Source organism: Azohydromonas sp. (assembly GCF_035325925.1).
Taxonomy (GTDB): domain Bacteria; phylum Pseudomonadota; class Gammaproteobacteria; order Burkholderiales; family Burkholderiaceae_C; genus Calidifontimicrobium.
Window position 1 is genome coordinate 1 of the sequence record NZ_DAOKZA010000049.1, and the last position, 19143, is coordinate 19143.

At 72.1% G+C, this 19143-nt stretch carries 16 protein-coding genes; 12 read left to right on the plus strand and 4 right to left on the minus strand.

Features of this window, described 5'->3' with window-relative positions; translation table 11 throughout:
- Both PKC53_RS15445 and PKC53_RS15450 read left to right on the plus strand, forming a co-directional pair.
- Positions 1 to 806, plus strand: an 806-nt coding sequence (locus PKC53_RS15445) for a sigma 54-interacting transcriptional regulator (protein WP_324430178.1), incomplete at its 5' end; no start/stop codon positions are given.
- 23 nt (positions 807 to 829) lie between these two features.
- On the plus strand, positions 830 to 1279 hold the full coding sequence (locus PKC53_RS15450; protein ID WP_324430180.1) for a CopD family protein: 450 nt from the start codon (positions 830 to 832) through the stop codon (positions 1277 to 1279).
- 31 nt (positions 1280 to 1310) lie between these two features.
- On the opposite strand, the gene PKC53_RS15455 is transcribed toward PKC53_RS15450, so the two are convergent.
- Positions 1311 to 2429: a YeeE/YedE family protein gene (locus tag PKC53_RS15455; RefSeq protein ID WP_324430182.1), complete on the minus strand. Its 1119-nt coding sequence runs from the start codon at positions 2427 to 2429 to the stop codon at positions 1311 to 1313.
- 211 nt (positions 2430 to 2640) lie between these two features.
- On the opposite strand from PKC53_RS15455, the gene PKC53_RS15460 reads away from it, so the two are divergent.
- The 6 genes from PKC53_RS15460 to PKC53_RS15485 all read left to right on the plus strand — a co-directional run bounded on the left by PKC53_RS15460 (position 2641) and on the right by PKC53_RS15485 (position 9159).
- The gene (locus tag PKC53_RS15460; protein WP_324430184.1) at positions 2641 to 3858 is read left to right on the plus strand and encodes a substrate-binding domain-containing protein; all 1218 of its coding nucleotides are present in this window, start codon (positions 2641 to 2643) and stop codon (positions 3856 to 3858) included.
- 115 nt (positions 3859 to 3973) lie between these two features.
- Positions 3974 to 4756: an ABC transporter ATP-binding protein gene (locus PKC53_RS15465; RefSeq protein ID WP_324430186.1), complete on the plus strand. Its 783-nt coding sequence runs from the start codon at positions 3974 to 3976 to the stop codon at positions 4754 to 4756.
- Positions 4753 to 5493: an ABC transporter ATP-binding protein gene (locus PKC53_RS15470; protein WP_324430188.1), complete on the plus strand. Its 741-nt coding sequence runs from the start codon at positions 4753 to 4755 to the stop codon at positions 5491 to 5493. Before PKC53_RS15465 ends, PKC53_RS15470 begins: the two co-directional genes overlap by 4 nt.
- Positions 5490 to 6509, plus strand: a complete 1020-nt coding sequence (locus PKC53_RS15475) for a branched-chain amino acid ABC transporter permease (protein WP_324430190.1) — start codon at positions 5490 to 5492, stop codon at positions 6507 to 6509. Before PKC53_RS15470 ends, PKC53_RS15475 begins: the two co-directional genes overlap by 4 nt.
- Before the next feature lie 612 nt (positions 6510 to 7121).
- The gene (locus PKC53_RS15480; protein ID WP_324430192.1) at positions 7122 to 8195 is read left to right on the plus strand and encodes a branched-chain amino acid ABC transporter permease; all 1074 of its coding nucleotides are present in this window, start codon (positions 7122 to 7124) and stop codon (positions 8193 to 8195) included.
- A 130-nt stretch (positions 8196 to 8325) separates the two neighbouring features.
- A complete protein-coding gene (locus PKC53_RS15485; RefSeq protein ID WP_324430221.1) occupies positions 8326 to 9159 on the plus strand; it encodes an alpha/beta hydrolase in 834 nt (277 codons plus the stop codon).
- Between the two features lie 11 nt (positions 9160 to 9170).
- Here the strand turns inward: PKC53_RS15485 and PKC53_RS15490 are convergent, their stop codons facing one another.
- Positions 9171 to 10601, minus strand: a complete 1431-nt coding sequence (locus PKC53_RS15490; protein ID WP_324430194.1) for an iron-containing alcohol dehydrogenase — start codon at positions 10599 to 10601, stop codon at positions 9171 to 9173.
- A gap of 62 nt (positions 10602 to 10663) precedes the next feature.
- Between PKC53_RS15490 and PKC53_RS15495 the strand changes: the two genes are divergently transcribed.
- Positions 10664 to 12781, plus strand: coding sequence for a dehydrogenase (locus PKC53_RS15495; protein WP_324430196.1), 2118 nt, complete (start codon positions 10664 to 10666; stop codon positions 12779 to 12781).
- 11 nt (positions 12782 to 12792) lie between these two features.
- Here the strand turns inward: PKC53_RS15495 and PKC53_RS15500 are convergent, their stop codons facing one another.
- Entirely contained in the window at positions 12793 to 14028 is a 1236-nt protein-coding gene (locus PKC53_RS15500) for an FAD-dependent monooxygenase (protein ID WP_324430198.1), read from the minus strand.
- A 74-nt stretch (positions 14029 to 14102) separates the two neighbouring features.
- Here PKC53_RS15500 and PKC53_RS15505 point away from each other — a divergent pair, with 74 nt between their 5' ends.
- The gene (locus PKC53_RS15505; protein WP_324430200.1) at positions 14103 to 15083 is read left to right on the plus strand and encodes an aldo/keto reductase; all 981 of its coding nucleotides are present in this window, start codon (positions 14103 to 14105) and stop codon (positions 15081 to 15083) included.
- Positions 15084 to 15100: 17 nt separating this feature from the next.
- Here the strand turns inward: PKC53_RS15505 and PKC53_RS15510 are convergent, their stop codons facing one another.
- The gene (locus PKC53_RS15510; protein ID WP_324430202.1) at positions 15101 to 15805 is read right to left on the minus strand and encodes a nucleotidyltransferase family protein; all 705 of its coding nucleotides are present in this window, start codon (positions 15803 to 15805) and stop codon (positions 15101 to 15103) included.
- A 155-nt stretch (positions 15806 to 15960) separates the two neighbouring features.
- Here PKC53_RS15510 and tkt point away from each other — a divergent pair, with 155 nt between their 5' ends.
- Both tkt and gap read left to right on the plus strand, forming a co-directional pair.
- A complete protein-coding gene (gene tkt / locus PKC53_RS15515; RefSeq protein ID WP_324430204.1) occupies positions 15961 to 18012 on the plus strand; it encodes a transketolase in 2052 nt (683 codons plus the stop codon).
- A 34-nt stretch (positions 18013 to 18046) separates the two neighbouring features.
- Positions 18047 to 19048: a type I glyceraldehyde-3-phosphate dehydrogenase gene (gap, locus tag PKC53_RS15520; RefSeq protein ID WP_324430206.1), complete on the plus strand. Its 1002-nt coding sequence runs from the start codon at positions 18047 to 18049 to the stop codon at positions 19046 to 19048.
- The last annotated feature ends 95 nt before the right edge of the window (positions 19049 to 19143 follow it).

The following is a 19143-nucleotide window of genomic DNA, read 5'->3' on the forward strand; positions in this document are numbered from 1 at the left end:
TCGCCCCGGGCGCCTACACCGGCGCCGACCGCAAGGGGCGCGACGGCAAGTTCAAACTCGCCGACGGCGGCACGCTGTTCCTCGACGAGATCGGCGACATGCCCCTGGCGCTGCAGAGCAAGCTGCTGCGCGTGCTGCAGGAGCAGGAGGTCGAGGCGGTGGGCAGCAACCGGCTCGAACGTGTCGACGTGCGCGTGATCGCCGCCACCAGCCGCGACCTGCCGGCGATGGTCGCCGACGGCACGTTCCGCGCCGACCTGTACTACCGGCTCAACGTGTTGCCGATCCGCGTGCCGCCGCTGCGCGAGCGCGCCGGCGACATCGAGGCGCTGGCCGAGGCGCTGATGGACGACATCGCGCGGCGCAGCGGGCTGCCGGCGCGCAGCGTGTCGGCCGACGCGCTCGACTGGCTGGCGCGCCAGACCTGGCCGGGCAACATCCGCGAGCTGCGCAACGTGCTCGAGCAGGCGGCGCTGATGACCGACGACCTGGTGCTGACGGCGACGCACTTCGGCGCGGCGCCGGCGGCCGCGCACCCCGACGCGGCGGCGTCGCCCGTCGTACCGGACCCTGCCGCGCTGCCGCCGGTGACGCCCATGGCGCCCACGACGCCGGGCGTCGGCGCCGACCGCCTGCGCCCGCTGGCCGACCAGGTCGCCGAGGTCGAGCACGCGGCCATCGCCGCGGCGCTGGCGGCCACCGGCGGCAACCGCGTCGCGACCGCGAAGCTGCTGCGCATGTCGCGCGCCGCGCTGTACGACCGGCTCGAACGCTGGCCCGACCTCGACCCCGCCGGCGCGCGCTGAGCGCCGGCCAGGAGACCCCCGCGATGCTCTACGCCGCCTTGAAGACGCTGCACCTGCTGGCCATCGTCGTGTGGATCGGCGGCATGGTGTTCGCGCACTTCTTCCTGCGCCCCGCGGTGGCGGCGCTCGAGCCGCCGCAGCGCCTGCGCCTGATGCACGACGTGCTCGGCCGCTTCTTCGCCGCGGTGCTCGCGGTGGTCGTGCTCGTGCTGGGCAGCGGGCTGGCGCTGATCGGCCTGGCCCACGCGGCCGGCGCCACGATGCCGTGGACCTGGAACGCGATGACCGCGCTGGGCTTGCTGATGATGGCGATCTTCGGCCACATCCGCTTCGCGCTGTACCGCCGGCTGCGCCAGGCCGTGGCCGCCGGCGACTGGCCGCGCGGCGGCGCGGCGATGGCCGGCATCCGCCGCTGGGTCGGCGTCAACCTGGCGATCGGCGTGGCGATCGTCGTGATCGTCGGGATGGGTTGAGGCCCGGCGCGGTCGGCCCGCCGGCGGCGACTTACGCGGGCGCGGCCTTCGACAGCGGCGGCTCGGCCGGTGCCTGCGGCGCCGCCTCGTGGCGGCGGTCGATCCACCAGTCGGTGAACATCGCCGCGCCCCACATCGCGAACAGCGTGACCCAGGCGGTCAGCGTGAACACCGCGGCGCCCGAGACGCCGGCGCCGACCGCGCAGCCGCCGGCGAGCATGCCGCCGAAGCCCATCAGCACCGCGCCGGCGATGTAGCGGCGCATCGCCGGCCCGCCCTGGAAGCCCTCGAGCTTGAGTTCGCCGGCCAGCGCCGCGGCGACGAACGAGCCGATGAACACCCCCGGCACCAGCCCGATGTCGAACTTCAGCGGCTGCCCCGGCGGCGACAGCACCAGCAGCAACACGTCCGACGCCGGGCCGGTGAAGCTCAGGCTCTGCACGCCGATGATCATGTCGAACGACTCGCGCGAGATTGCATAGGTCGCCAGCCAGGCCAGCGCGACCATCGCGCCGACGCCGATGCCGCCGGCCCAGCCCCACGGCGGCACCTTCTGCCGCCGCGCCCAGACCACCGCGGCGGCGAGCCAGACGCCGGCGAACAGCAGCGCGCCGCCGTGGCCGATGCCGGTGATCACGATCAGGTCGCGCGCGCTGCCGCCCTCGACGGTCCACAGCTCGGCCAGCCACAGCCGAAGCGGCGACAGGATGCCGCCCATCGCCGCGGTCGCGGTGACCGCGAACACCAGCCCCGACAGCAGCGAGCGCAGGTTGCCCTGCGCCGCCAGCACCAGCAGCCGGCTCGAGCAGCCGCGCGCGAGGATCATGCCGGCGCCGAACATCGCGCCGCCGACCAGCGCGCCCGAGATGCTGCCGCGCCCGGCGAGCTGGCGCGCGTTCGACACGTCGAGCCAGCCCAGCACGATGAACGCCTGCGTCAGCCCGATCGCGGTGGCGAAGGCGAACAACCACACCGTGAGCTTGCCGCCGGTGGTGTTGCGCGCGAACTCGATCACCGCCGAGCGCAGGCAGAAACGCGACTTCTGCGCGAAGAAGCCGAACAGCACGCCGATCGCCAGCCCGGCGAGCGTGATCGACCACATCTCGCCGACGCGCGCGATGAGCGCGGCCGGCCATTCGGCAGGGTTCATCTTGGGGGACTTGGTTCTATAAGTGCTGAATCATGCACGAATACGTCTGCCCCCGGCTTGACTGCGCTCAACGCGGCGGTGCGCTCGCCGGTCGGGCAGTCGCATCAGGGTTTGCACTGATTCGGTGCGTCGTGGCACGAGCCTTGCGGCTCACAGGGCAACGGAGCGCCGCTGTCGGCGTTTCGGCCCACAGAAACCCGGAGACTGTCCAATGTCCGTACATTTTTCCTCGCACCGCCGCGCCCTCGCTGCTGCTTTGGCGGTCACTGCCTGTTTTTCGGTCACGTCGGGTGCGTTCGCCCAAGGCAAGGGCGAGGTCAGGATCGCGATCATCCAGAGCAAAACCGGGCCCCTCGAGGCCTACGCGAAGCAGGCCATCACCGGTTTCCACATGGGGCTGGAGTACGCGACCGGCGGCACGATGACGGTGGCCGGCAAGAAGCTGGTGGTCATCGAGAAGGACGACCAGGGCAAGCCCGACGTGGGCAAGGCGCAGCTGGCCGCGGCCTACGCCGACGACAAGGTCGACATCGCGGTCGGCCCGACGGCGTCGCCGGTGGCGCTGGCGATGCTGCCGGTGGCCGAGGAGTACAAGAAGATCCTGCTCGTCGAGCCGGCGGTGGCCGACTCGATCACCGGCGACAAGTGGAACAAGTACATCTTCCGCACCGGGCGCAACAGCTCGCAGGACGCCGCCGCCAACGCCGCCGCGCTCGACCAGCCGAACAACGTGATCGCGGTGCTGGCCAACGACAACGCGTTCGGCCGCGACGCGGTCAAGGCGGCCAAGGAGTTCACGAAGAAGGCGAAGATCGTCCACGAGGAGTACCTGCCCGTGGGCACCACCGACTTCACCGCGGGGTTGCAGCGCATCATCGACCGCCTCAAGGACCAGCCGGGCAACAAGTACCTGTCGGTGGTGTGGTCGGGCGCGCCGACGCCGTTCCCGAAGATCGCCGACCTCGAGCTCGACAAGCGCTTCGGCATCAAGCTGGCCACCGGCGGCAACATCCTGCCGGCGATGGTCGCGTACAAGAACTTCGAGGGCATGGAAGGCGCGCTGTACTACTACTTCGGCATCCCGAAGAACCCGGTCAACGAGTGGCTGGTCGCCAACCACTACAGCCGCCACAAGAGCCCGCCGGACTTCTTCACCGCCGGCGGCATGAGCGCGGCGATCGCGGTGGTCGAGGCGCTGAAGAAGACCGGCGGCGACACCGGCGCCAACAAGCTGATCGCGGCGATGGAGGGCATGTCGTTCGAGACGCCGAAGGGCAAGATGACCTTCCGCAAGGAAGACCACCAGGCGATGCAGGACATGTACCACTTCCGCATCAAGAACGACCCGGCGTTCGCCTGGGGCGTGCCCGAGCTGGTGCGCGTGATCAAGGCCGAGGAACTGGACATCCCGATTCGCAACAAGCGCTGAGTCGCCGTCGGCGACCCGGCGTCTCGCGCTGTCCGCACTGCTCCCCCCGCACCCCTGCGGGAGGGGGCGCCAGTCAGAGGAACGAAGCCCGGCCTCGTGCCCGGGCGGGCCCTGCATGCTCGAAACGGTCGACCTCACCATTCGCTTCGGCGGCCACGTGGCCGTCGACCATGTCTCGTGCCGTTTCGCCGCGGGCACGCTGACGGCCATCGTCGGGCCCAACGGGGCGGGCAAGACGACCTACTTCAACCTGATCAGCGGGCAGCTGCCGGCCAGCGAGGGCCGCGTGCGGCTCGACGGCGACGACCTGACCGCGCTGCCGGCGCCGACGCGCACGCGCAAGGGGCTGGGGCGCGCGTTCCAGCTCACGCAGCTGTTCCCCAACCTCACCGTGCTCGAGAACGTGCGGCTGGCGGTGCAGGCGCGCGAGCAGGGCAGGGCTCCGGCGGGCCTGTGGGGCGGCGGCATCGACCTGCTCAGGGTCTGGCTCGACCGCAGCGCCTGGATCGACGAGGCGCACCGGCTGCTGGCGCAGGTGCAGCTCGGCGACAAGGCCGGCGTGCACGCCGCGGCGCTGCCGCACGGCGACCAGCGCAAGCTCGAGGTCGCGCTGCTGATGGCGCTCGACCCCAAGGTCTACATGTTCGACGAACCGACCGCCGGCATGAGCGTCGACGACGTGCCGGTGATCCTCGACCTGATCCGCGCGCTGAAGGCGCGGCGCGACCGCACGATCCTGCTCGTCGAGCACAAGATGGACGTGGTGCGCGAGCTGAGCGACCGCATCGTCGTGCTGCACAACGGCGCGCTGGTCGCCGACGGCGAGCCGGCCGAGGTGATCGCGTCGCCGGTCGTGCAGCAGGCGTACCTGGGCGCGGCGGTCGAGGAGGGCGCATGAACCCGGCTCCGGTGCTGTCGCTGGCCGGCGTGCACACGCACATCGGTGCGTACCACATCCTGCACGGCGTCGACCTCGAGGTGCCCGAGGGGCAGGTGACGATGCTGCTCGGCCGCAACGGCGCCGGCAAGACGACGACGCTGCGCACGATCATGGGGCTGGTGCCGCCCAGCCGCGGCGAGATCATGTTCCGCGGCGAGCCGGTCCACGGACGCGAGACACCCGACATCGCGCAGCGCGGCATCGCCTACGTGCCCGAGACGATGGCCATCTTCACCGACTTGACGGTGCAGGAGAACATCGTGCTGGCCGCGCGCGGCGCGCGTCACGCCGGCGAGCTCGACCGTGCGCGGCTCGACTGGGTCTTCGGCCTGTTCCCGGCGTTGAAGAAGTTCTGGCTGTACCCGGCCGGCAAGCTCAGCGGTGGGCAGAAGCAGATGCTCGCGGTGGCGCGCGCGATCGTCGAGCCGCGCGCGCTGATCCTGATCGACGAGCCGAGCAAGGGGCTGGCGCCGGCGATCGTGCACAACCTGATCTCGGCGCTGCGCGAGCTGAAGGCGCAGAAGACGACGATCCTGCTCGTCGAGCAGAACTTCCAGATGGCCCGCGCGCTGGGCGACACGGTGGCGGTGATGGACGACGGCCGTGTCGTGCACCGCGGCGCGATGGCCGAACTCGCCGACGACGAGGCGCTGCAGCAGCGGCTGCTCGGGCTGTCGCTGGGGGCACACCAATGACGACGACCACGACGACCCGCGTCGCGCCCGACGCCGCGGACGAGGCGATCCCGAAGGCCGGCTTCGACTGGAAGCCGCTGGCGCTGCTGGTGGCGGTGGTCGCGCTCGCGCTGCCGGCCACCGGCAGCATCAGCACCTGGCTGACGCTGACCCTGGCCGGCCTCGCGATGGGGCTGATCTTCTTCGTCATCGCCTCCGGGCTGACGCTGGTGTTCGGCCTGATGGACGTGCTGAACTTCGGCCACGGCGTGTTCATCGCGCTGGGGGCGTTCATGGCCACCAGCGTGATGGGTTATGCGGCCGGTGCCGGCTGGGGCGGCTTCGCTGCGGTGTTCGCGGCGATGGTGGTGGCGATGGCGGTGGCCGGCGCAGTCGGCTGGGCCTTCGAGCGCGTGATTGTGCGCCCGGTCTACGGGCTGCACCTCAAGCAGATCCTGATCACGATGGGCGGGATGATCGTCGGCGAGGAGATCATCAAGGTGATCTGGGGCCCCCTGCAGATCGCGCTGCCGCTGCCCGACGCGCTGCGCGGCGCCTGGTACCTGGGCGAGGCGGCGATCGAGAGGTACCGCGTGCTCGCCGCGGCGATCGGGCTGGCGGTGTTCGCCGCACTGGTGTTCACGCTGTCGCGCACCAAGATCGGCCTGCTGATCCGCGCCGGCGTGCAGGACCGCCACATGGTCGAGGCGCTGGGCTACCGCATCCGGCGGCTGTTCGTCGGCGTGTTCGTCGCCGGCAGCGCGCTGGCCGGGCTGGGCGGCGTGCTGTGGGCGCTGTACCAGCAGAGCGTGGTGCCGCAGATCGGCGCGCAGGTCAACGTGCTGATCTTCATCGTCATCATCATCGGCGGGCTGGGCAGCGTCAACGGCAGCCTGGTCGGCGCACTGCTGGTCGGGCTGATGGCCAACTACACCGGCTTCCTCGCGCCCAAGGTGGCGCTGTTCTCGAACATCGCGCTGATGGTCGCCGTGCTGCTGTGGCGCCCGCAGGGGCTGTACCCGGTGACGAACCGATGAGCGGGCAGACGGTGATGGCGGACGTGCCAGAACGAGTGGCTGTCCTTGGCCCTGAACAGCCCTTCGCGAGAGCCTCCTTGTGGTGGCGTTCGACGGCCAGCGCGGCGAAGCCGGGAGCGGACCGGCCGGTGCGCGCGACGGAGGCGGTCGGCCCGCTGGGCCGACTCCACTGCGATGCTCGGTCGCCTGGCCCGCTGCGTAACTCGCTCCGCGCCCTTCGTGCGCTGCGCCGGGACGGACGCAGCGAGTCAGATGTGGAAGCGCGCTGCGCGCGCGGCCAGCCGCCCTGCGCTTCTCGGCGCCTCCCACGCGCGCCCCGGCCGGCCCGCTCCCAGATTCGCGGAGGCACTCTTGGCATTCGACCGTCAAACACCAACGCGGAAGCCGGCCGAGGACAGTGGGTTCCCTTCTCCGTAAGTAAAGGAGGAGGGGCGGGCGCAGCCCGTCCCGGGGGACATGGAGGAGAAGGGAGCCCGCTGGCCTCGGCTTGCACCACGGTGGCATGCGCCGGCCAGCGGACGCGCACCGACCGCAACGGGCCGACAAGAGCCACCGCGCTGCCGACTCGCGCATGGCCTGCCGGCCCGCGCCACGCGCATGGGAGCCGCTGACGTGATCAACCGCCTGCTTTCGCACGACCTGCCCCGCAGCCGCTGGCTGTCGGCGACGCTGGTCGTCATCCTCGTCGTCCTCGCGCTGGCGCCGTTCCTGTTCCCGGGCGCGAAGTCGATGTCGGTGGTGGCCAAGATCCTGGTGTTCATCCTGCTGGTGGCCAGCTACGACCTGCTGCTGGGCTACACCGGCATCGTCAGCTTCGCGCACACGATGTTCTTCGGCATCGGCGCCTACGGCGTGGCGATCGCCAGCGAACGGCTGGGCGCGGGCTGGGGTGCGGTCGCGCTGGGGCTGGCGGTGGCCATCGTCGTCTCGGTCGCGCTGTCGCTCGTCATCGGGCTGTTCAGCCTGCGCGTGAAGGCGATCTTCTTCGCGATGATCACGCTCGCGGTGGCCACGGCGTTCATGACGCTGGCGTCGCAGCTGTCGGACTTCACCGGCGGCGAGGACGGGCTGTCGTTCCGCAACCCCGAGTGGCTGAGCCCGAGCTTCGAGCCCTTCGACACCGAGGTGTTCGGCCTGCTGATCGACGGCAAGGCGATCACCTACTGGCTGCTGTTCGTCGCGGTGCTCGTGCTGTTCCTGCTGCTGCTGCGCATCGTCAACAGCCCGTTCGGCCGCGTGCTGCAGGCGATCCGCGAGAACGACTTCCGCGCCGAGGCGATCGGCTACCGCACCGTCGTCTACCGCACGCTGAGCAACGTGCTCGCGGCGCTGTTCGCGACGATCGCCGGCGCGCTGCTCGCGCTGTGGCTGCGCTACGTCGGGCCCGACACCACGCTGAGCTTCGAGATCATGCTCGACATCCTGCTCATCGTCGTGATCGGCGGCATGGGCACGCTGTACGGTGCGGTGATCGGCTCGGTGCTGTTCGTGCTGGCGCAGAACTACCTGCAGGACCTGCTGAAGGTCGGCGCCGGCGCCGTCGAGGGCGTCCCGGTGCTGGCGCAGGTGATCAGCCCCGACCGCTGGCTGCTGTGGCTGGGCGTGCTGTTCGTGCTGTCGGTGTACCACTTCCCGACCGGCATCGTCGGGCGGCTGCGCGCGCTGGCGCTGAAGGTGCGGCCATGAGCGCGCCGGGCCGCTCCCGAGCGCTCGTCCCGCAGCGCGCAGCGCGGAGGGTCGTGCCATGCGCGCCGGGCCGCTACCAAGCGCTCGTCCCGCAGCGCGCAGCGCGGAGGTTGGCGCCGTGAACGCGACGATGACGTCGAACTACCGCACCTGCGAAGGCCGCGAGATCCACTACACCGAGTGGGGCGCGAGCGGCGCCGAGGTCGTCGTCGCGTGGCACGGGCTGGCGCGCACCGGGCGCGACATGGACCACATCGCCGCGCACCTCGCGCCGCGCTGGCGCGTGATCTGCCCCGACACGATCGGCCGCGGCTTCAGCCAGTGGAGCCCGAGGCCCGAGGCCGAGTACTGCCTGGCGTTCTACGAGAAGCTGGCCGTGTCGCTGCTCGACCAGCTCGGCGTGCGCGACTGCGTGTGGCTGGGCACCTCGATGGGCGGCGCAATCGGCTTGAAGGCCGCGGCCGGCAGCCTGCGCGGGCGCATCCGACGTCTGGTGCTCAACGACATCGGCCCCGAGCTGGCGCCCGCGGCGGTTGAACGCATCCGCACCTACGCCGGCAACCCGCCGGCGTTCGCGACGCTGCGCGAGCTCGAGCAGTACTTCCGCACCGTCTACGCGCCGTACGGCTGGCTGTCCGACCCGATGTGGCGGCTGCTCGCCGAGACCTCGGCACGGCGGCTGCCCGACGGACGCTGGACGCCGCACTACGATCCGGCGATGGTGCAGCAGTTCGTGCACCACCCGCGCGACTACGACCAGTGGGCCGCGTGGGACGCGCTCGACGTGCCGGTGCTGTGCCTGCGCGGCGAGCACTCGGACCTGCTGCTGCCCGAGGTCGCCGAGGCGATGCGCACGCGCGGGCCGCGCGCGGTCGTCGCGACGATCGCCGGCTGCGGCCACGCCCCGGCGCTGAACACGCCCGAGCAGTACGCGCTGGTCGAGCGGTTCCTGGCCGGGGGGTGACGCGGTCCGGCTCAGGTCGACGCGGCGCGGCGCGTGCCGGTGCGCTTGCCGCCCGCACGGCGTGCCGTCGCAGGGGCGGCTGCCTGCGCCTTGCCTGCAGCCGCCTTCTTGCGCGGTGCCGCGCGCCGCGCCGCGCCAGCGGGCGCGTCCTCGGCCGGCGCGCCGGCGCCCGTCGCCTCGGCAGCCGCGTCGCGGCGCTGCCGCGCGGCGCCGCGCGGCAGCGGCAGCACCGCGCGCAGCAGCGCGGCGCAGTCGTCGAGGCCCATCACGCGCGGCACCGGGTAGTTCAGGTCGGCCTCGCGGCACGCGGCCCGTGCCAGCGCCTCGACGTCGTCTGCCCGCAGCGCGTCGAGCCGGCGCGGGATGGCCAGACGGTCGTTGAGCGACTGCACCGCGTCGACGAAGCGCTGCGCGGCCACCGCGTCGGCGACGTCGTCGCCGGCGGCGCCGACATGCCGCGCCAGCGCCGCCAGCCGCGGCGCCGCGGGGCCGAGCGAGAAGCGCAGCACGTGCGGCAGCATGATCGCGTTGGCCAGCCCGTGCGGCGTGTGGTAACGCGCGCCGAGCTGGTGCGCGATCGCGTGCACGTTGCCGACGTTGGCGCGCGTGAAGGCCATGCCGGCATAGGTGGCGGCCAGCGCCATGCGCTCGCGCGCGAGCAGGTCGTCGCCCTGCGCGAAGGCGCGCGGAAGGTGCGTGAACACCATGCCCGCGGCGGCCAGTGCCAGGCGGTCGGTGGCGGGCGAGGCCCACTGGCTGATGTAGGCTTCGACCGCATGCGTCAAGGCATCCATGCCGGTGGCCGCGGTCACCGCCGGCGGCAGCCCGGTCATCAGCGTCGGGTCGAGCGCGGCCATGTCGGGCACGATGCGCGTGTCGGCGACCACCAGCTTGCGCTGCTGCTCGGGGTCGGAGATCACCGCGGCGACGGTCACCTCGGAGCCGGTGCCGGCGGTGGTCGGCACCGCGTAGATCGGCACCGGCCCGTGCAGGCCGCGGAAGTAGCCGGCCAGCGCCGCCGGCTTCTTGCGGTTCGCGGCGGCCATCGCGATGACCTTGGCCGCGTCGATCACCGAGCCGCCGCCGACCGCGAGCACCGCGTCGCAGGCGTCGCGGCGCATCAGCTCGAGCCCGCGCTCGACCACCGGGATCGGCGCGTCGGGTTCGACCTCGTCGAACACGACGAAGCCGCGTCCGACGCGCTGCAGCGCGTCGGTCAGCGGCGCGAGCAGCCCCAGGCGGACGATCTGCGCGTCGGTGACGACGAGGATCCTGCGGTGGCCGAAGTCGCCCAGCGCCTCGGCCAGCCGCACCGCGGCGCCCGGCCCTACCATCAGCACCGGTTGCGGGATCGGCACGAGCCGGGTCACGGCGCCTGCGGCGCGCTTGAGGGCCGGCAGGCCCATGTGGCGGGCGAGGTCGCCGATCGTGTGGCTGATCACGGGATGGTCTCCATCATGAAGTCGAAAACGCCGCGCCGGGGCGCGGCCACCAGGGCGAGAGTATGAAGACCGTCGTCGGCATCAGCTTGGGTTCGAGCAAACAGGACTTCGATTTCACCACCCGCTTCCTCGGTCAGCGGCTGCACGTGCAGCGCCTGGGCACCAACGGCAGCCTGGAGCGCGCGCTGAAGCTGGTGACGCAGTGGGACGGCAACGCCGCGGCGATCGGCGTCGGGCTGGTCAAGGACAGCGACGGGTTCGGCGCGCGCACCGACCACCACGCCGACAAGCTCGCCGCCGCCGCCGAGCGCACGCCGCTGACCACCGGGGCACGGCTGGCCGACATCGTGCAGGAATGGGCGGTGCGCCACGCGCAGGCCGAGCTGGGCCACTACTTCGACAACGCGCGCGTGCTGTTCTTCTCGGGGCTGGCCGGCCGCAAGCTGGCGCACGCGATGTCGGAGTACACCGAGAACCTGCGCTTCGCCGACCCGCTGCTGCAGCTCGGCGTGCCCAAGCTGCTCGGCTCGCTCGACGCGCTGCAGCTGTACGCCAGCGGCGCGCACCTGGTCGCCGACTGGGTGCCGCCGCGGCTGACGCCGGCGCCGCTGCTGGCGCAGTGGTCGCAGCACGTGCTGCGCCACGCGATGCGCAAGGCCACCGTGGTCGTCGCGCCGGTGCACGAACTCGACGCCTTCGGCGCGCAGGAGCTGGCGGGCAAGACCGTCGTCACCTCGACCGTCAGCGACAAGCGGCTGGCCGCGCTCGCCAGGAAGGGCGTGCAGATGGTCATCGACGGTGCGCCGCTGGTCGAGGGCCACGTCATCGCGCCCGACCTGCTGCACGCGATGATCGTCGCCGCGCGCCGTAAGCCGCCGCAACAGATCCTCGAGGACGACCTGCTCGAGATCCTCGCCGGCCTGCAGCTGGCGCCGCGCATCCTGTACCCGAACGGCTTGCGGCGCGTCAACCGCTTCGCCTTCGTGATCCACCCGCTGTCGCAGGAGTACTTCAAGGTCGTCAAGCCGGTCGAGGTCCTGTCGCAGTTCTCGCCGCCGCTGTTCATGGACACGCTGGAGAAGGTGCTGGCGTACGCACCGCCGTTCGTCTACTCGCGCGTCACCGGCGTGCGCAGCCCCACCGGCGTCGAGGCCGAGGGCTGGCTGATCAGCGTCGGCGGCACGCCGCACGAGATCATGAGCCACCCGCCCGAGTTCACCTACAAGCGGCTGCTCGCCGCCGCCGAGATGGCCAAGCGGCTCGGCGCGCAGATCATGGGGCTCGGCGCGTTCACGAAAGTCGTCGGCGACGCCGGCGTCACGGTGGCCCGCCGCGCGCCGCTGCCGATCACGACCGGCAACAGCTACAGCGCCTCGGCCGCGCTGTGGGCCGCGCACGACGCGCTGCTGCGCCTGGGCCTGCTGCCGCCGCCGAGGGGCAAGGAGCGCGTGAGGTTCAAGGCCATGGTGGTCGGCGCGACCGGCGCGATCGGCGCCGCGTGCTCGCGGCTGCTGGCGCGCGCCGCCGAGGAGATCTACCTCGTGTCGCCCGAGACGGCCAAGCTGCTCGCGCTGAAGGAGTCGATCCTCAAGGAGAGCCCCGGTGCGACGGTGCACCTGGCCGCGCGCACCGACCGCCACCTCGGCGAGATGGACATGATCGTCACCGCCACCTCGGGCGCGGGCAAGAAGGTGCTCGACATCATGAAGGTCAAGCCCGGCTGCGTGATCACCGACGTCGCGCGCCCGCTCGACCTGCCGCCGGAGGAAGTCGTCAAGCGCCCCGACGTGCTGGTCATCGAGTCGGGCGAGATCCAGCTGCCGGGCGAACCGAAGATGAAGCACATCGGCCTGCCGCCCGGCGTGACCTACGCGTGCCTCGCCGAGACGATCGTGCTCGCGCTCGAGGGCCGCTTCGAGAACTTCACGGTCGGCCGGCAGATCGAGTGGGAGAAGGTGCGCGAGATCTACCAGCTGGGCCTCAAGCACGGCATGAGGCTCGCCGCGATCAGCGGCGTGCACGGCGTGATCACCGACGACGACATCGCGCGTGTTCGCGAGCTGGCGCTGGCCGCCCGCGCTCGGCAGGGCGCGGGGCGCGCGGCGAAGGGGCCGCCTCGGCGCGCGACGGGGGCGAAGAAGGCGTCGGCCCGGCCGCGGCGCGCACCGGCGCCGGGCTGACGCGCCTGCGCTCAGCGCCGCCCGAACATCATCTGCCGCGCCAGCGCCGACTTCAGCGGCGCGGCGGCCTGCAGCGCGGCCAGCGCGACGCCGCGCGCCGCGCTCAGCCCTGGCCAGCGCCAGGTGAAGCTGCGCGCGAGGAAGTCGGTCGCGGCGATCATGCTCCAGCGGTCGGGCGCGCGCGCCCACTCGACGCGGCGCAGCGCCGCGTCGACGCCGGTCGCGTCGCGCAGGTCGCGCAGCGCGTGCACCAGCGCGAAGGCGTCGCGCAACCCCAGGTTCAGCCCCTGCCCGGCCACCGGGTGAAGCGTCTGCGCGGCGTTGCCGATGCGCACCGTGCGGCCGTGCACCAGCGTGCGCTCGGCGTTGAGCCCGAGCGCGAAGGCCTTCAGCGGCGACAGCGCGACGACGCGCCCGGCGGCTTCGGGCAGCCGCGTGTTGATCACCGCGATGCGCTGCGTGTCGTCGAGCGCGCCCACCGGGTCGTCGGCGCTGGCCACGCACCACACCAGCGCGGCGCGTCGCGCGCCGTCGCTCGACGCCGGCAGCGGCAGCAAAGCCAGCGGCCCCTCGCGCGTGAAGCGCTCGAACGCGACGCCCGGCGCGGCGCCTTCGAGCGTCGCGGTGCCGACCCAGGCGGTCTGGCCGTAGTCGTGCGCGATCGCCTTGCGCGCCTGGTCGGCGAACACGCCGCCCTCGGCGACGACGGCCAGGTCGAAGCGTTCGGCGATGCCGGCGTCGACCTCGACGCCGGCATCGCCTTCGAGCGGCTTGACCGCGCGCACCGGGTGCCCGAAGCGCGTGTGCAGGCGCTGCGGCCCGGCCTGCGCGCAGGCGAACCATGCGGCCTGCATCGGCGCGACCAGCGCGCCGTAAGCGAGCACCGCGCCGAGCATCGGCACCGCCTCGTCGGCGGCGCGGATGCGCACCTCGGCCTGGCGCAGGCCCGCCAGCGGCAGCTCGAGCGTCGGCGGCGCCTGCGACACGTGCACCTCGGCGATCGGCTGCGCCACGTCGAGCGGCCACGCGCCGAGGCGACGCAGCAGCTGCACGCTGCCCAGCGACAGCGCCAGCGTGCGCGGGTCGCGCGCGACGTCGTGCCCGGGCGTGCGCGCGTCGAACAGCGTGACCTCGGCCGCCGGCAGCGCCTGCGCGGCGCGCAGCGCCAGCGCGAGCCCGGCGGGCCCGGCGCCGATCACCGCCAGCCGCAGCGCCGGCGCCGGGGTGCGCAGCGATTGACCTTGCATCGGCGCATTCTCGCGCGGCTTTGCGACACTCGCCGCCTCGCATCGAACGTGTCCAACATCGGGAGTCGAACACCATGCGTTACCGCCGTCTGGGCCACGCCGGGCTGAAGGTCAGCGAGCTGTCGCTGGGCTCGTGGGTGACCTACCACAACCAGGTCGACGTCGACGCCGCGGTCGAGATGATGGCCGCCGCCTACGACGCCGGGGTCAACTTCTTCGACAACGCCGAGGTCTACGCCGGCGGTCGCAGCGAGGAGATCATGGGCGCGGCGCTCAAGCGGCTGGGCTGGCCGCGGCTGAACTACGTCGTCAGCACCAAGTTCTTCTGGGGGCTGGACCGCAGCGGCGACGCGGTCAACCGCAAGGACACGCTCAACCGCAAGTACCTGATGCAGGCGATCGACGGAAGCCTGAAGCGCTTCGGGCTCGACCACGTCGACCTCGTGTACTGCCACCGCCCCGACCCGGCGACGCCGATCGAGGAGACGGTGCGCGCGATGAGCGACATGATCACCCAGGGCAAGGCGCTGTACTGGGGCACCAGCGAGTGGTCGGCGGCCGACATCCGCGCCGCCTGGGAGGTGGCCGAACGCCACCACCTGCACAAGCCGGTGGTCGAGCAGCCGCAGTACCACCTGTTCCACCGCCGGCGCGTCGAGCAGGAGTACGTGCGGCTGTACGAGGACATCGGCCTGGGCCTGACCACCTGGAGCCCGCTGGCGTCGGGGCTGCTGAGCGGCAAGTACCGCGACGGCGTGCCGCCGGGCAGCCGCGGCGCGATGGACAACCTGGCGTTCCTGCGCGACGGCCTGACCGACCGCGCGAAGAACGACACCGTCGCGCAGCTCGCGCCGATCGCCGCCGAGATCGGTGCGACCACCGCGCAGCTGGCGATCGCCTGGTGCACGAGGCACCCGCGCGTGTCGAGCGTGATCACCGGCGCGTCGCGCGTCGACCAGCTGCGCAGCAACCTCGGCGCGCTCGAGGTCGCCGATAGGCTCAGCGCCGAGCTGATGGCGCGCATCGACGCGCTGACCGCACCGCTGGCGCAGTAGCCGCGCTCATTTCGCGCTCATTCCGCGTTCAGCGCGGCCAGCCGCTCGGGCGTGCCGACGTCGGCCCAGCGGCCGCGATAGCGCTCGGCGCCGAGCGCGCGGCGTGCGATCGCGGCTTCCAGGTACGGGCGCAGCGGCGCGCGCTCGCCGACGCGCACGTCTTGCATCAGCGTGTCGACGAAGGCGGCGCCGAACAGCCCCAGGCTGCCCCAGGTCAGGCGCGGCTCGGTGTCGGTGGTGGCCAGAGCGTCGCGGATGCCGAAGTCGCCTTGCGGGTGGTGCGGCGGGTTGTCGACCAGCCACAGCCGCGCGAGTTGGCCGCTGGCGGCGAAGTCGCGCACCGCGTCGGCGGCGAAGTCGAAGTCGGGCGCGAACACGTCGCCGGCGACGACCCAGAAGCGCTCGCCGAGCTGCGGCAGCGCCTTCTTCATGCCGCCGGCGGTCTCGAGCGCGCCGCCGTGGTCGCGGCCCTCCATCGAATACGCGATCGACAGCCCGAAACGCGTGCCGTCGCCCAGCGCGGGCGCGAACTGGCCGTCGAGCCACGCGGTGTTGATCACCACCTCGCGCACGCCGGCGCGCGCCAGCGCCTCGAGGTGCCACTCGATGAGCCGCTTGCCGCGCACCTGCAGCAGCGGCTTGGGCGTGACGTCGGTCAGCGGGCGCATGCGCTCGCCACGGCCGGCGGCGAGGATCAGCGCGGTCGGCGGGGCGATCGTCATGCGCCGCCAGTGTAGGCAACATCGCGGGCGCGGCGCCCGCGGGCTTGAGACAAGTCAAGACCGTCGCGCCCGGTCGCAGGCAAGCTGGGGGCCTCGGGGCCGTGATCCCGCACCTCTAGAATTCGGGGTTTCCCCGCTGGCGTCGTCCCACTCGCATGAGCCCAACCCTCGACACCCCGCGCGCGGCGACCGCCGTCGACAAGCTGATGGCCGACGCGATCCGCGCGCTGGCGATGGACGCGGTGCAGCAGGCCAACTCCGGCCACCCGGGCGCGCCGATGGGCATGGCCGAGGTCGCGGTCGCGCTGTGGGGCCGGCACCTGAAGCACAACCCGCTCGACCCGCGCTGGCCCGACCGCGACCGCTTCGTGCTCAGCAACGGCCACGGCTCGATGCTGCTGTACGCGCTGCTGCACCTCAGCGGCTACGACCTGCCGATCGACGAGCTCAAGCGTTTCCGCCAGCTTCACAGCAGGACCCCCGGGCATCCTGAGGTCGGCGTCACACCCGGCGTCGAGACCACCACCGGCCCGCTCGGGCAGGGCGTCGCCAACGCGGTGGGCATGGCGCTGGCCGAGAAGCTGCTGGCCGCCGAGTTCAACCGTCCGGGCCACGCCGTCGTCGACCACCGCACCTGGGTGTTCCTCGGCGACGGCTGCCTGATGGAAGGCGTCAGTCACGAGGCCTGCGCGCTGGCCGGCGCGTGGAAGCTCGACAAGCTGGTCGCGATCTACGACGACAACGGCATCAGCATCGACGGCCCGGTCGCGCCGTGGTACGTCGACGACGTCGGCCTGCGCTTCGCCGGCTACGGCTGGCGCGTGATCGGCCCCGTCGACGGGCACGACGTCGCGGCGATGGACGCAGCGATCCGCGAGGCCAAGACGCCGTGCGGCCGCCCGACGCTGATCGTCGCGAAGACGACGATCGGCAAGGGCTCGCCGAACCGCGCCGGCAGCGCGAAGGCGCACGGCGAGGCGCTCGGCGCCGACGAGGTCAGGCTCACGCGCGAGGCGCTGGGCTGGCCGCACGCGCCGTTCGCGATCCCCGCGGCCGTCTACGCGGCCTGGGACGCGAAGGCCGCCGGCGCCGCCGCGCAGGCCGCGTGGCACGACCGCCTGGCCGCGTACCGCGCCGCGCACCCCGAACTGGCCGCCGAATTCGAGCGCCGCATGGCGGGCCGGCTGCCGGCGGGATTCGCGCAGGTCGCGGTCGACGCCGCGGTGGCGGCGCACGCGCAGGCGCAGACGGTGGCCACGCGCAAGGCGAGCCAGATCGCGCTCGAGGCGTTCACGAAGGCGCTGCCCGAACTGCTCGGTGGCAGCGCCGACCTGACCGGCTCGAACCTGACGAACACCCCGCACACGCCGGCGCTGCGTTTCGGCGCCGACGGCGCGCCGAACGGCGGCCGCCACATCAACTACGGCGTGCGCGAGTTCGGCATGGCCGCGGTGATGAACGGCATCGCGCTGCACGGCGGGTTCATCCCCTACGGCGGCACGTTCCTGACCTTCTGCGACTACAGCCGCAACGCGATCCGCATGGCTGCGCTGATGAAGCAGCGCGTGGTGCACGTGTTCACGCACGACAGCATCGGGCTGGGCGAGGACGGGCCGACGCACCAGAGCGTCGAGCACGCGGCCAGCCTGCGGCTGATCCCGGGGCTCGACGTGTGGCGCCCGGCCGACACCGCCGAGACGGTGATCGCGTGGACGATGGCGCTGGGCCAGCCCACGCGCCCGAGCGCGCTGCTGCTGTCCCGGCAGAACCTGCCGTACGCGCCGAAGTCCGCGCTCGACGACATCGCCAAGGGGGCGTACGTGCTGGCCGAGCCCGGCGAGGTCGGGCTGAAGAAGAAGCCGCAGGCGGTGATCGTCGCCACCGGCAGCGAGGTGCAGCTGGCGCTGCACGCGCAGCAGCTGCTGGCGCAGCAGCACGGCATCGCGGTGCGCGTGGTCAGCATGCCCAGCACCACGGTGTTCGACCGCCAGGGCGCCGACTACAAGACCGAGGTGCTGCCGCCGAAGCTGCCGCGCATCGCCGTCGAGGCCGGCGTGACCGACTTCTGGTGGAAGTACGGCTGCGCCGCGGTGGTCGGCATCGACACCTACGGCGAGAGCGCGCCCGCGCCGGCGCTGTTCGAGCACTTCCACTTCACGGCGCGCAACGTCGCCGACACGGTGCGCCAGGTCCTCTCGTCGCAGTGATCGTCGCCAACCTTCGTTTCCCAGGAGATCCGTCATGACCATCCGCGTAGGCATCAACGGCTTCGGCCGCATCGGGCGCATGGTGTTCCGCGCCGCGCACAAGCACTTCGGCGACGACGTCGAGATCGTCGCCATCAACGACCTGCTCGAGCCCGACTACCTGGCGTACATGCTGCGCTACGACAGCGTGCACGGGCGCTTCAAGGGCGAGGTCGCGGTCGACGGCCACACGCTGATCGTCGACGGCCGCAAGATCCGACTGACCGCGGTGAAGGACCCGGCCGAGCTGAGGTGGGGCGACGTCGGCGCCGACGTGGTCGTCGAGTCGACCGGCCTGTTCCTCACGCTCGACACCTGCCAGAAGCACCTCGACGCCGGCGCGAAGAAGGTCATCCAAAGCGCGCCTTCGAAGGACGACACGCCGATGTTCGTCTACGGCGTCAACCACGACACCTACGCCGGGCAGACGATCATCAGCAACGCGTCGTGCACGACCAACTGCCTGGCCCCGGTGGCCAAGGTGCTCAACGACCAGTTCGGCATCGCGCGCGGGCTGATGACCACGGTGCACGCGGCCACCGCGACGCAGAAGACCGTCGACGGCCCGAGCAACAAGGACTGGCGCGGCGGGCGCGGCATCCTCGAGAACATCATCCCCAGCAGCACCGGCGCGGCGAAGGCGGTGGGCAGGGTGATCCCCGAGCTGAACAAGAAGCTCACCGGCATGTCGTTCCGCGTGCCGACCTCGGACGTGTCGGTGGTCGACCTGACCGTCGAACTGAAGAACGCCACCAGCTACGACGCGATCTGTGCCGCGATGAAGGCCGCCAGCCAGGGCGCGATGAAGGGCGTGCTCGGCTACACCGAGGACAAGGTCGTCGCCACCGACTTCCGCGGCGAGAGCTGCACCAGCGTGTTCGACGCCGACGCCGGCATCATGCTCGACCCCACCTTTGTCAAGGTCGTCGCCTGGTACGACAACGAGTGGGGCTACTCGTGCAAGGTGCTTGAGATGGCGCGCGTGATCGGACGCTGACCGCCGCGCGCGTCGCGATGGGGCCGCCGGCGAGGCGGCCCTTCTCTTTCACGCCACCGGACCGCGACGCGGGTCTGGGCACAATCGCCGCGTCC